The following is a 13343-nucleotide window of genomic DNA, read 5'->3' as shown; positions in this document are numbered from 1 at the left end:
CTTCGCCATGGCGACCCGCACCGCCTCGACCGCGCGCAAGGCGCTTTCCCGCTACCACGGCAAGCGCGATTTCTCGCGCACGCCGGAGCCCAGGGAGGGCGGCCTTACGGGCAAGGGCGTGCTCTCCTTCGTCGTCCAGAAGCACCACGCGAGCCACCTGCACTACGACTTCCGGCTCGAACTCGACGGCACGCTCAAGAGCTGGGCGGTGCCGAAGGGGCCGTGCCTCGATCCGACGGTCAAGCGCATGGCGGTGCATGTCGAGGACCATCCGATCTCGTATGCGGATTTCGAAGGCACGATCCCGCCGAAGCAGTACGGCGCAGGCACCGTCATCGTGTGGGACCGCGGCGACTGGCTGCCGGAAGGGGGCACAGAGGGCGACGCGCGCAAGGCGCTCGCGGCCGGCAAGCTCAAGTTCGAACTCCGCGGCGAAAAACTCAAAGGCCACTGGACGCTGGTGCGCATGCACGGCAAGGGCGACGAGAAGCACGAGCCGTGGCTGCTCATCAAGGAGCGCGACGACGCGGCGCGCGATCTTGCCGATTACGACGTGCTCGAAGACCAGCCCGCGAGCGTGCTGACCGGCCGCGGCGTGGACGAAGTGGACAGTCCGCCGAAGAAGGTGGCGCCCGCCAGGAAGGCCGCGGTGAAGAAGCCCGGGAAGAAGAAAGCCGCGAAGAAGGCGACCCCGAAAAAGGCGACGCTGCCCGCCACCTTTGAACCGCAGCTCGCGACCCTTGCAGCTTCGCCTCCGTCGTCGCCCGACGACTGGCTCTACGAACTCAAGTTCGACGGCTACCGCCTGCTCGCGCGCATCGAGAAGGGCAAGGTGCGCTGCTTCACCCGCAACGGCCACGACTGGACGGACAAGCTGCCCGCGCTCGCCAAGGCCCTCGCCAAGCTGCCGACCGATTCGGCCTGGCTCGACGGCGAGATCACCGTCGAGGGCGACAACGGCGCGCCCGATTTCCAGGCGCTGCAGAACGCCTTCGACCGCGGCGCGACCTCGTCCATCGTCTACTGGCTGTTCGACGCGCCCTTTCTCGATGGCCAAGACCTGCGTGACGAGCCGGTCGAAGCGCGGCGCGCGCAACTGGCCCGCCTGCTCGGCAAGCGGCCGCCGGCGCCGCTGCGCCTGAGCGAGGCCTTCGATGCATCGCCGCGCGACCTGCTCGCGTCGTCCGCGCACATCGGCTTCGAGGGCATCGTCGGCAAGCGGAAGGGCTCGCCGTATGTGTCGCGCCGTTCGGCAGACTGGATCAAGCTCAAGAACCAGCAGCGCCAGGAATTCGTGATCGGCGGCTACACCGCGCCCAAGGGCGCGCGCTCGGGGTTCGGCGCGCTGCTGCTGGGTGTGCACGACGACAAGGGGCGGCTGCGCTATTGCGGCAACGTGGGCACCGGCTTCAACGCGGATCGTCTCGCCGACATCAAGGCGCGGCTGGACAAGCTTGCCACCGAAGACTGCCCCTTCACGCCCGTGCCTGACGGCGTGAACGCGAAAGCGCAATGGGTCAGGCCCACGCTGGTGGCCGAAGTCTCCTTCGGCGAATGGACGCGCGAAGACCGCGTGCGCCAGGCGGTGTTCCAGGGGCTGCGCGCCGACAAGCCCGCGCGCGGCATCGTGCGCGAACGGGCGGCGCCTCCCGAAGCAACACCGGGCACACCGCACGCGAAGAAGCAAGGAGCAAGAAAACCCATGGCGCTGAAGATCTCCCACGCCGACCGCGTGATCGATGCGAAGAGCGGCATCACCAAGGGCGAACTCGCCGCCTATTACGACGCGGTGGGCACGCTCATGCTGCCGCATCTGCGCGGGCGGCCGGTGTCGCTGGTGCGCGCGCCCGAGGGCGTGGGCGGCGAGCTGTTCTTCCAGAAGCACATCCAGAACCGCGAGATACCCGGCGTCAAGCTGCTGGACCCCGCGCTCGATCCGGGCCACGAGCCGCTGCTGCAGATCGACAGCAAGGCCGGGCTCGTCGGCGCCGCGCAGATGAACGTCATCGAGCTGCATACCTGGAACGCCACCTCGCGCGCCATCGACCGGCCCGACCGCATGACCTTCGACCTGGACCCCGGCGAAGGCGTGGCCTGGCCGCAGATCCAGGAGGCGACGATGCTGGTGCGCACGCTGCTCGACGAACTGGGCCTGCCGTCGTTTCTCAAGACCAGCGGCGGCAAGGGCATGCACGTGGTGGTGCCGATCCGACGGCAGTACGGCTGGGACGAGGTCAAGGGGTTTTCGCAGGCCGTGGTGGTGCATCTGGCGCAGACGATTCCGGACCGCTTCGTCGCCAAGAGCGGGCCGCGCAACCGCGTGGGAAAGGTGTTCGTCGATTACCTGCGCAACGGCTTCGGCGCGACGACGGTCAGCGCGTGGTCGGCGCGATCGCGCCCGGGGCTGGGCGTGTCGGTGCCGGTGGCGTGGGACGAGTTGCCCGCGCTGACAGGTGCCGCGCAATGGACCATCGCCAATGTGGCCGAGCGATTCGCCATCGGCAACAAGCCATGGGCGGCGATGGAGCGCAGCCGGAGGGGCATTGCCGCGGCGATGAAGATGCTCGACTACAAGCCGGCGTAGCGACCGGCGAGGGAGCGCTACTGCAGCACTTCCTCCGTCGTCACATTGAAGCGCTCCAGCGTGTTCGCGCCGAACACCATCGTGATCGGCACGTCCGCCGCGTCGCGCCCGCGCGCCATCACGATGCGGCCGATGCGCGGCGTGTTGTGGCGCGCATCGAAGGTGTGCCAGCGGTCGCCCAGGTACACCTCGAACCACGCGCTGAAGTCCATCGGATAGCGCACCGGCGGAATGCCGATGTCGCCCAGGTAGCCGGTCACGTAGCGCGCCGGAATGTTCATGCAGCGGCACAGCGTGACCGCCAGGTGCGCGAAGTCGCGGCACACGCCCGTGCCTTCGCGAAAGCCCTCGAGCGCGGTGCGCGTGGCGCGGGCGTTCTGGTAGTCGAAGCGCAGGTGGCTGTGCACGAAGTCGCAGATCGCCTGCACGCGGCGCCAGCCCGGTGCCACGTTCGCGAAGTTGGCCCATGCGAACTGCAGCAGCTCGCTGTCGACCTCGCAGTAGCGGCTGGGCAGCACGAAAGGCAATGTGCCCACCGGCAGGTCGGCCGCCGCGTGCTCGATGGCGCCCAGGTCGACCGGATCGGGTGCGCCGGTGTCGAACACGGTCGCGTGGTTGCGCAGCCGCACGCTGGTGACCCCCGGGGGCACGTGCACGCGCGCGCACTGGTTGTCGAAGCTGTCGCGGTAATGGTCGGTGACCAGCGGCGGGCTGATGGTGATGTGCTCGCTGCCCTGGATGTCGCCGGCGCGCGATGGATGCACCTGCAGCATGTAGATCAGCGCGGTGGGGGCGGTGACGCCCAGCTCGATGTCGTAGCCGATCCTGATCTGCATTTGGATTTCTTCCCTGAGTGAGTCGGAGAGGACAAGACAAGCACGATCGGTGCCGCCTTTGACCCATGCTATGCGACAGGGCGCCGCGGGCAGCCCGGCGACATGCCGCGATGCGTCGTAGTCCGCCGCAATGCGCTGTAGTCGCGCTCCTACCGCCGGGGCGCACGCTCTCCCACAAGCGAGGGAGGGGCGCCACTACGGGTAACAGTCGCGTCGAAACCTAACCTCGACAGCCTGTTCATTCAGATATTCCTTGGAGGGAAATCATGGAGCTTTCTTCGCTGTTCAGCGCGCTCGGCGGTCCGTTGGGCGACGAGATCCTGGTTTGGGCCGTTGCCGCGGTCGCAGGCTGCATCTGCCTGATCGCCGTGGTGAATGTGCTCGACATGTTCATGGACAACCCCAACGAAATGGGCTGACCGCCTCCCTTTCTCCCTTCTCTCCATGAAAGATTCCAGGTCCCCGATGACGCCACAGAACAAGGCCGCCGCAGGTCGCCGCGCCAATGCCGCCAAGACCGCCAAGTCCGGTGATGGCCGCAACACCAAGCAGTTGCAGCTCGATGGCTTCACCACCGAGCATCCCGCGCACCTGACCACCAACCAGGGGCTGCAGATTCCGGACAACCACAACTCGCTGAAGGCGGGGGTGCGGGGACCCACGCTGCTGGAAGACTTCATCCTGCGCGAGAAGATCACGCACTTCGACCACGAGCGCATTCCAGAGCGCGCGGTGCATGCGCGGGGCTCGGCGGCGCACGGCTATTTCCAGGTCTACAAGTCGATGTCGCAGTTCACCTCGGCGGACTTTCTGCAGGACCCGGATGTGAAGACGCCCGTTTTCGTGCGCTTCTCGACGGTGGCAGGCGAACGCGGATCGGCCGATACGGTGCGCGACGTGCGCGGCTTCGCCGTCAAGTTCTACACCCGCGAAGGCAACTACGACCTCGTGGGCAACAACATCCCGGTGTTCTTCATCCAGGACGCGATGAAGTTTCCCGACCTCGTGCACGCAGTGAAGCCCGAGCCGCATCACGCGATGCCGCAGGCCGCGAGCGCACACGACACCTTCTGGGACTTCGCCTCGCTCATGCCCGAGACCACCCACATGCTGATGTGGGCGATGAGCGACCGGGCCATTCCGCGCAGCTACCGGATGATGGAAGGCTTTGGCGTACACACCTTCCGCTTCGTCAACAGCCACGGCGAGAGCCACTTCGTGAAGTTCCACTGGAAGCCCAAGCTGGGCATCCACGGCCTGGTGTGGGACGAGGCACAGAAGATCGCCGGCAAGGACGCCGACTTCCACCGCCGCGACCTCTGGGAAGCCATCGAGAACGGCGACTTCCCCGAATGGGAGCTGGGCGTGCAGATCATCCCGGCCGACAAGGAGCACTCGCTGGGCTTCGACCTGCTCGACCCCACCAAGCTGATTCCGGAGGAAATGGTGCCCGTGCAGCGCATCGGCAGGCTGGTGCTCGACCGCAACCCCGACAACTTCTTTGCCGAGACCGAACAGGTGGCTTTCCACCCCGGCCACGTGGTGCCCGGCATCGATTTCAGCAACGACCCGCTGCTGCAGGGGCGCTTGTTCTCGTACACCGACACGCAGATCTCGCGCCTGGGCGGAGCGAACTTCCACGAACTACCGATCAACAAGGCCGTGTGCCCGTTCCACAACTTCCAGCGCGACGGCATGCACCGCCAGACCATCGCGCGCGGCCAGGTGGCCTACGAGCCCAACACGCTGGGCAGCGGCACGGAGTTCCGCGTCGATGGCGGCAGCAACGGCTTCCAGTCGTTCCCCGAAGAGATCGATGCGCCCAAGGTGCGCCGCCGCAGCCCTTCGTTCGACGACCACTTCACGCAGGCGCGCCTGTTCTTCAACAGCCAGAGCGCGGCCGAGAAGGAACACATCATCGCGGCCTTCCGCTTCGAGCTTTCCAAGCTGGAGGTGCCGGCGATCCGCCAGCGCATGGTCGACAACCTCGCGCACGTGGACGAGAAGCTCGCGCGCCGCGTGGCCGAACCGCTGGGCATCGGCGAGCCCGATGCCAAGGCGGCGGCGGGCCGCTCGGGCTTTCGCGACCATCGCATCGCGCTGCCCATCGACGAGTCGCCCGCGCTCAGCATGGCGGATACCGGCGACGGTTCGATCCGCACCCGCAAGATCGCGATCCTCGTGGCGGACGGTGTCGATTCGGCGTCACTCAAGCCGATCCGCGACGCGCTCGAGCAGGCGGGCGCGCAATGCAAGATCGTCGGCCCGCGCCTGGGCACCGTGGCCAGTGCATCCAAGCGGCAGATCGATGTGGACATGACGTTCGCGAACACGCCCTCGGTGATGTTCGATGCGGTGCTGGTGCCGGCCGGCGCCGACAGCGCGGCTGCGATGTCGGCGACCGGCGATGCGGTGCACTTCGTGCTGGAGGCCTACAAGCACTGCAAGGCGATCTGCACGGTGGGCGAGGGCGTGCAACTGCTCTCGACGCTGGGCATCGGCGCGGACAGCGATGCGCCCGCGGGCGTGGTCGTGGCCGCCACGCCGGTCACCAACCTGGGCGACAGCACGGCGGCGCTGCAGATCGCGCAGGACTTCGTCGCGGCGATCGCGAAGCATCGGCACTGGGATCGCGTGAACATCGACGCGGTGCCTGCCTAGCAAGCAGTACAGGCCATCCAGGCCGATCCGCCGGGCGCTCCTCGTGCCCGGCGTGCGCGAGCCGCGTCTCGCGCACCACTCACCACACGCACACCACTCCCATGCTTGAACTTCGCGCCGGCGCGCGTTGACGGCGTCGTGCTGCGCTGTGTGCGGGTTGCCCACGACAGGGCCGCGCTTGCGCAGTCATCCAAGTGCAATCGGGGTTACTCGGGGATGACACACAAGAAACTTAGAACAGCCGCTGCTCGCCCGCGGTTTCTTATTTCATTCAAAAAGTTCCCACATGACGCATCCGGCATCGAGGTCCATCCGGCAACTCAAATTCCTGGCGCTGACACTGGTCCTCGTGCTGACCGCCTGCGGTGGCGGCGGCAATGGCGACGCTTCGTTCCCGCTGATCCCTCCGCCTTCGGGCAATGCGCCGCCGGCCACGACGCCACCCACCACACTGCCGGAAACGCCCCCCGGAACACCGCCGGAGAATCCGCCGGTCACACCGCCCACCTGCGCCGCCGCCGTGCCGGCCCATGCGCCGCTCACGGCCATCTCGGCGATTCAGGGCACGGGCGACCTGAGCCCCATGGCGGCACAGGCCGTGACCGTGCGCGGCGTGGTCGTCGGCGACTTCCAGAACACCGGCACCACCAGCGTGAAGCTCAACGGCTTCTTCGTGCAGCAACTCGTGCCCGACGCCGACCCCGCGACCTCCGAAGGCATCTTCGTCTACGCGCCGGGCAACGCCACGCGCGTGGCCGTGGGCGACTACGTCCAGGTCTCGGGCGCGGTGACCGAGTTCGGCCAGACCGCGGGCGCCGGCGCCAAGCCCGATGCCATCACGCAGATCGCGGGCACCAGCGGCGACCCGCTGGCCATCAGCGTCTGCGGCAGCGGCGTTGTCATCGCGCCCACGAAGATCACGCTGCCGGTGGCGAACGAGCAAACGCTGGAGCGCTACGAAGGCATGCTGGTCGAGATCGCGCAGCCGCTGGCCGTGACCGAACTCTTCGAGCTGGGCCGCTACGGCCAGATGGTGCTGTCGCTCAACGGGCGGCAGTTCAACCCCACCAACGGCAACGCGGCGGCCACGCATGCAGAGAACCTGCTCTCGCGCATCGTGCTGGACGACGGCGCCTCGCCCCAGAACCCGAATCCCATTCCCTACATGAGCGCGCCCGGCACCGACGGCACCCGGCGCATGGGCGACACGACGCAGAAGGTCACCGGCATCCTGAGCCACAACTTCGGCGCCTACCGCATCCAGCCGACGGTGGCGCCGGTGTTCGCGCAGACCAATGCGCGCCAGCCCACCGCACCGGCGGTGAGCGGCACGCTCAAGGTGGCGAGCTTCAACGTGCTGAACTACTTCACCACGTTCCTGAACGGAGAAACGGCCTCGGGCCAGACCGGCCAGGGCTGTTCGTTCGGCACCGGTCCCGCAGCCGCGGGCAACTGCCGCGGCGCCAACAACCTTGTCGAGTTCCAGCGCCAGCAAGCCAAGATCGTGGCCGCCATCGCGGGGCTCGATGCCGATGTGGTCGGGTTGATGGAAATCCAGAACACCGACGTGGCAACGAACGACCTGCTGGCCGCCCTCAACGCCAAGGTCGGCGCGGGCACCTATGCCGCCGTGCACAGCGGCGTGTTCGGCACCGACGCCATCAAGGTGGACATCCTCTACAAGCCCGCGAAGGTGCAGCGCGTGGGCAACGTCGTGCTGCCGACGGGCGCGGACCTCGCGAACTACACCGCCGCGAGCGGCCGGCCGCCGCTCGCGCAGCGGTTCAGCACGGTGGGCAACAACGGCGGCTTCTGGTTCGTGGTCAACCATTTCAAGAGCAAGGGCAGCTGCCCCACCACGGGCGACATCGACGCGGGCCAGGGTTGCTTCAACCTCGCGCGCATCGAGCAGGCGAAGGCGCTCAACAGCTTCGTCGGCAAGCTCAAGCTCATGGGCACGCCCGAGAACGACGTGCTGATGATGGGCGACTTCAACAGCTACCTGCTCGAAGACCCGACCAAGGAGCTGGAAGCTGCCGGCAACGAGAGCCTGCTCAAGCGCATGCCCGCCAACGACCGCTACACCTATGTCTTCGGCGGCGAGACCGGCGCGCTGGACCACTCCTACGCCTCGGCTTCGCTGAAGACGCAGGTCACCGGCGTGGGCGTGTGGCACATCAATTCCGATGAGCCCACGGCGCTGGACTACAACACCGACTTCACCACCGACGACCGCTACGCCCCCACGCCCTTCCGCGCGTCGGACCACGACCCCGTGCTGGTCGGCCTCACGCTCACGGCCGATGCCGCCGTAGCGCAACCCATCGTCACCGCATCGATCCCGGCCGCGGTGAAGGTCGGCGAGACCTACAGCGTGAACATCTCGGAAGCCACGCCGGGCGGCTCGGCCACGCTGGCTTCGCTGTCGGTCGACTGGGGCGACGGCACCGCTGCCACGACAGCGCCGGGCACGGGCGTGGTCACGCACACCTACGCGGCCGCGGGCACCTTCAACGTGGTGGTCACGCTGACCAACTCCGCGGGCCAGATCGCCGTGCAATCGGGCAGCGTGAACGTGAGCACCGTGGTGGTGGTCACGCCACCGGGCGCGCCGGATCTCTTCTTCAGCGAGTACGTGGAAGGTTCGGCGACCAACAAGGCGCTGGAGATCTACAACCCGACCGCAGCGGCCGTGGACCTGAGCCTCTACACGCTGAACCTGTATTCCAACGGCGCGGCCGCGCCGAGCAGCTTCGCGCCGCTGACCGGCACCCTGCCCGCCGGCGCCGTGCTGGTGCTCGCGAACAACGCCGCCACGGCGGCCTTCAAGCCGCCGGGCACGGTCATCAACAGCAGCGTCATCAACTTCAATGGCGACGATGCGCTGACGCTGGAAAAATCGGGCGTGGTCATCGACCGCCTCGGCCAGGTCGGCACCGACCCCGGCACCGAATGGACCGGCGTCGGCGGCGTCAGCACGCTGAACCAGACGCTGCGCCGCAAGCCGACCATCAAGGCCGGGGACCGCAACCCGGGCCTCGCCTTCGATCCGTCGGTGGAATGGGACAGCTTTCCCATCGACACCTCCGCGGGCCTCGGCGCGCACGCGGTGAATTGAGCGCACGGCGAACCGGCGAAATCGGTCCTCGGGCCTGTTTCGCCTTCATGACTTAGTCCTTTTGCGCTAGACCGTATTGCGAATAGCCGCGGAGAGTACCCCCTCCTAGACTTTCTCCACGAGGCCTGAACGGCGCGCACTTCCGCGGCGTCGAGCATCTGTTGCAACACCAGCAGCAGGTGCACCGGCCGCGTGCGGGGGTCCAATGGCGTGGTTTTCAAGATGGGGATGGGAGCGCCCCGCACGTGGCCGTGCGGGAATCGCATGGGCGTTCGGCCTGGCCGGCATTCTTCTCCTGGGCTACGGTCCTTCGGTGCCGGCACAGCCGCAAGCACCGAACGCCGAAGCCGCGGCCAACAAGGCGGAGCAAGCGCGGCTTGCAGACACCGACACCTTGCTGGCCCTCACCAGCGAAGGCGCCGTGCTCTACGGGCAGGACGCGGTCAAGCTCTCGGGCTACCAGTACTGCAGCCAGGCCGTCGCGCTGGCGGAGGCCGGTGAGTTCCGCCAGAGCATCCGTGCCGCGAGCAAGGCGCTGCACCTGGCCAACGCCACGCGCGATCCCAACCTCATGGCCATGGCCAATCGCGACCTGGCCATCGTCTACAGCTACTCGGGCCAGCTCGAAAAGGCCGAGGAGTTCGCACGCGAAGCGCTCAAGCACCCGGCGCGCGATCCCAAGCTGGTGGTCGGCCCGGTGCAGAAGGTGATCGGCGACGTGCGCACGCGCCGCGGCGACTTCGCGGGCGCCGTGCTCAGCTACGACGAGGCGCTCGCCAACAGCTCGCCGCGCTATGCGCCGCTGGTGCAGGCCTCGCTGGTCAACGCGCTCATCGAATCGGGCGATGCCGTGCGGGCGCGCGAAGTGCTCGGCACCATGGCGCCGCCCAAGGACGCACCGCTCACCGCGCAACTCGACCGCACCCGCGCCCGCCTCTTGCTGGCCGAGAACAAGCCGGCCGAGGCGCGCGACATGTACCGCGCGCTCACCGCGCGCCAGGTCGGCGCCGACACCGAGTACTACCGCCTCTGGGCCTGGGACGGCGTGGCGCGCAGCGAGATCGCGCTGGGCCAGAAGCAGGCCGCGGCCGAAGCCGTGGGCCAGGCGCTGGGCGGCGTGGACAAGGTGCGCGCCAGATTCCGCAGCGAAGAATTCAAGATGGGCCTGTTCTCGGACCTGCAATCGGTGTTCGAGCGCGGCGTGTCGGTCTACAGCGATGCGGGCGATGCGCGGGCCGCCTTCGAGGTCAGTGAGCACAGCCGCTCGCGTGCGCTGCTCGATGCGGTGCGCGGCCGCGCGAAGGTCAGCGAGCAGGCATCCAACACCGTCGACCTCGCCACGCTGCAGCGCACGCTGGCGGCCGACGAGCGCGTGGTGCAGTTCCATTCGCTGCCCGACCGGCTGGTGGTGTGGGTGGTGAGCCCGAGTGCCATCCAGGAGAAGACGGTGGCCGTGAAGCGCGACGAGCTCAACGAGCTGGTCGAGACCTTCCGCAACTCCATCGTGCGTGGACGCCGCACCGCCATCACCAACGCCGACAAGCTCGGCGCCGCGCTGCTCGGGCCGCTGGGCCTCGCGCCGGGGCAGCGCCTCGTCATCGTGCCGCACGGCCCGCTGCACTACCTGCCGTTCCAGGCGCTGCGGCTGGACGGCCGCTACCTCATCGAGACGCACCCGGTGTCGGTCGCGCCGTCGATGAGCATCGCGGTGCAGCTCGCGCAGCGCACGCCGCGTGTGAACGCGTCGCTCACCGCGTTCGGCAATCCACGCATCGAGGACAAGTACGACCTGCCCGGCGCCGAGACCGAGGTGAAGCAGCTCGCGCAGCTCTTCCCGCGCAACACCGTGTTCATGGGTGCGGCCGCCACCAAGACGCAGTTCCGCGACGTGGCCGCGCGCTCGCCGCTGATGCACGTGGCCGCGCACGCCGAGGCCGATGCGGTCGATCCGCTGTACTCGCGCATCCTGTTGGCCAACGAAGGCGGCAAGCAGAACTTTCTCGAAGCGCACGAGATCCTCGGCCTGCCGATGGACGGCACCGCGCTGGTCACGCTGTCGGCCTGCGAATCGGGGCTCGGTCGCATCGCGCAGGGCGACGAGGTGCTGGGCTTCACGCGCTCGTTCCTCTCGGCCGGCAGCTCCAGCCTGATCGCCTCGCTGTGGCCCGTGTCGGACGACGCGACCGCGGTGCTCATGGGCACGCTCTACGGCGAGCTCTCCAAGGGCCGCGACCTGCAGAAAGCCATGCAGGCCGGACAACTCGCCGTGCTGAAGGACCCCAAGATGTCTCATCCCTTCTTCTGGGCGCCGTTCAACCTGATCGGCAACTGGCGCTTGACGGTAGGGAGCTGAACCATGCGCAATGCCATGAACAGCAACCGCTCCATCGCCCTTGTTCCGCGTAATGCACTGCGTCCCGTCGCCTGGGCCACGGGCGCCCTGGTATCGGCCATGCTTTTCATGGCGGCCGATCGCGCGCACGCCGCAGAACAGGCACAAGCCGAATCGCAAGCCGCGTCGGCCAACGATGCGGGCGACACCACCGAACTGCTCCCCACCAAGGACCCGTGCGGCACCTGCGACCGTCCGCTCGCGCAAGCCACAGGTGCCGTCGCGCCGCAAAGCCTGCCCGCACCGCCGCGCCCCGCCGGCACGACGTTCAAGCTCAACGACCTGCGCCTGAACGGCGTCAAGGCGCTGACCAACGAAGAGCTGCAGTCGATCACCACGCCCTACATCGGCCGCGATGTCACGCTGGGCGATCTCGAAGGGCTCGCGCAGGCGATCACCGCGCGCTACAAGGAGCGCGGCTACTTCCTCGCGCAGGCCATCGTGCCGGTGCAGACCGTGCGCGACGGCATCGTCGAGATCAGCGTGATCGAAGGGCGGCTGGGCAAGGTCGATGTGGTGGTGGCGCCCGATGCGCCGATCAGCGAGGCACGCGTGCGCGGCTTCCTCGCGCCGCTGCAACCGGGCGAAGCGGTCAGCGCGCAGAGCTACGAGCGCTCGATGCTGCTGCTTTCGGACCAGCCCGGCGTCAAGGTGTCGTCGGGCCTGCAGGAAGGTACGTCGCCCGGCACCACCGACCTCGCGGTCGAAGTGGCCGCCGCGCCGCGCTGGGCCTTCACGGCCGAGGCCGACAACCACGGCACCAAGGAATCGGGGCGCTACCGTGTCGGCGGCACCGCGCGCTGGCTCAGCCCCTTCGGCATCGGCGACAACCTGGACATGCGCCTGATGGTGTCCGACAGCAACGACCTGCAGTTCGGCCGCATCGCGTACGAGGCGCCCATCGGCACCAGCGGCCTGCGCGCCGGGGTGGGCCTGGCACGCGTGAACTACGAGCTGGGCGGCCAGTTCGCCGACTACGAGGCGCGCGGCCGCGCCAACGTGCTGGACTTCTCGCTCAACTACCCGCTGATCCGCCAGCGCCAGCAGAACCTGTTCCTGCGCCTGGGCGCCGACATCAAGGACCTGACCGACGAGGTCGGCATCGCCAACACCAATTCGCGCAAGCGCATCCATGGCCTGAGCATGGGCTGGACCTGGGAGCGCCGCGACGAGGTGCTGGGTGGCGGCTACTGGGCGAGCTCGGGCACGCTCTACCACGGCAACCTCACGATCCGCGATCCGGAAAGCCGCCTGGCCGACCAGAGCCTCGGCGGCCACCGCACCGAAGGCGGCTTCACCAAGCTGAGCTTCCAGCTCTCGCGGCTGCAGGCCATCGTGCCGCGCCACTCGCTGTACCTCTCGGTCGGCGGGCAATGGGCGAGCAAGAACCTCGACGGTTCGGAAAAGCTCGCGCTCGGCGGCGCGCGCGCGGTGCGTGCGTACCCCTCGGGCGAACTGCTGGTCGACCAGGGCGTGATCGGCACGGTCGAGTGGCGCTGGTCGTTCAACGATGAGCTCACGCCCTTCGTGTTCTACGACGCCGCACGCGGAAAGATCGTGCGCAACCCCACGGTCTTCGACGGCCCCAACAGCCACAGCCTGCGCGGCTACGGCGTCGGGGTGAGCTGGTCGCGGCCGGGCAATTTCTCGATCAACGCCACGCTCGCCTGGCGTGCCGGCACGCCGCCGGCGCAGACCGACGGCGGTGGGCGCAATCCGCGCCTCTACGTGCAGCTCATCAAGGCGTTCTGA

The 13343-nt window shown here is 68.1% G+C and carries 7 protein-coding genes; 6 read left to right on the top strand and 1 reads right to left on the bottom strand.

Annotated features, from left to right (window positions below; all coding sequences use genetic code 11):
* Positions 1 to 7: 7 nt before the first annotated feature.
* The gene (ligD, locus tag J2W23_RS15075; RefSeq protein ID WP_307649301.1) at positions 8 to 2584 is read left to right on the top strand and encodes a DNA ligase D; all 2577 of its coding nucleotides are present in this window, start codon (positions 8 to 10) and stop codon (positions 2582 to 2584) included.
* Positions 2585 to 2601: 17 nt separating this feature from the next.
* Here the strand turns inward: ligD and J2W23_RS15070 are convergent, their stop codons facing one another.
* Positions 2602 to 3420 (bottom strand): transglutaminase-like domain-containing protein, encoded by an 819-nt coding sequence (locus tag J2W23_RS15070; RefSeq protein ID WP_307649300.1) that lies wholly within the window; start codon positions 3418 to 3420, stop codon positions 2602 to 2604.
* A gap of 266 nt (positions 3421 to 3686) precedes the next feature.
* On the opposite strand from J2W23_RS15070, the gene J2W23_RS15065 reads away from it, so the two are divergent.
* The 5 genes from J2W23_RS15065 to J2W23_RS15045 all read left to right on the top strand — a co-directional run bounded on the left by J2W23_RS15065 (position 3687) and on the right by J2W23_RS15045 (position 13343).
* A complete protein-coding gene (locus tag J2W23_RS15065; protein WP_307649299.1) occupies positions 3687 to 3839 on the top strand; it encodes a hypothetical protein in 153 nt (50 codons plus the stop codon).
* Between the two features lie 46 nt (positions 3840 to 3885).
* The gene (gene katE, locus J2W23_RS15060; RefSeq protein ID WP_176660955.1) at positions 3886 to 6081 is read left to right on the top strand and encodes a catalase HPII; all 2196 of its coding nucleotides are present in this window, start codon (positions 3886 to 3888) and stop codon (positions 6079 to 6081) included.
* Between the two features lie 286 nt (positions 6082 to 6367).
* On the top strand, positions 6368 to 9199 hold the full coding sequence (locus J2W23_RS15055; protein WP_307649298.1) for an ExeM/NucH family extracellular endonuclease: 2832 nt from the start codon (positions 6368 to 6370) through the stop codon (positions 9197 to 9199).
* A gap of 205 nt (positions 9200 to 9404) precedes the next feature.
* Positions 9405 to 11552, top strand: a complete 2148-nt coding sequence (locus J2W23_RS15050; RefSeq protein WP_307649297.1) for a CHAT domain-containing protein — start codon at positions 9405 to 9407, stop codon at positions 11550 to 11552.
* A 3-nt stretch (positions 11553 to 11555) separates the two neighbouring features.
* Complete coding sequence (locus tag J2W23_RS15045) at positions 11556 to 13343, top strand: ShlB/FhaC/HecB family hemolysin secretion/activation protein (RefSeq protein ID WP_307649296.1); 1788 nt, start codon at positions 11556 to 11558, stop codon at positions 13341 to 13343.

The organism is Variovorax boronicumulans (assembly GCF_030812215.1).
Taxonomy (GTDB): Bacteria; Pseudomonadota; Gammaproteobacteria; order Burkholderiales; family Burkholderiaceae_C; genus Variovorax; species Variovorax boronicumulans_C.
Note: the sequence above shows the minus strand (reverse complement) of the source record. Positions and strands in the feature narration are given on the sequence as shown.

Excerpts from the sequence above, each read along its gene's own strand:
- J2W23_RS15045 (WP_307649296.1), top strand. The coding sequence starts at position 11,556 with ATGCGCAATGCCATGAACAGCAACCGCTCCATCGCCCTTGTTCCGCGT.
- J2W23_RS15070 (WP_307649300.1), bottom strand. The coding sequence starts at position 3,420 with ATGCAGATCAGGATCGGCTACGACATCGAGCTGGGCGTCACCGCCCCC.
- ligD (WP_307649301.1), top strand. The coding sequence starts at position 8 with ATGGCGACCCGCACCGCCTCGACCGCGCGCAAGGCGCTTTCCCGCTAC.
- katE (WP_176660955.1), top strand. The coding sequence starts at position 3,886 with ATGACGCCACAGAACAAGGCCGCCGCAGGTCGCCGCGCCAATGCCGCC.
- J2W23_RS15050 (WP_307649297.1), top strand. The coding sequence starts at position 9,405 with ATGGCGTGGTTTTCAAGATGGGGATGGGAGCGCCCCGCACGTGGCCGT.
- J2W23_RS15065 (WP_307649299.1), top strand. The coding sequence starts at position 3,687 with ATGGAGCTTTCTTCGCTGTTCAGCGCGCTCGGCGGTCCGTTGGGCGAC.
- J2W23_RS15055 (WP_307649298.1), top strand. The coding sequence starts at position 6,368 with ATGACGCATCCGGCATCGAGGTCCATCCGGCAACTCAAATTCCTGGCG.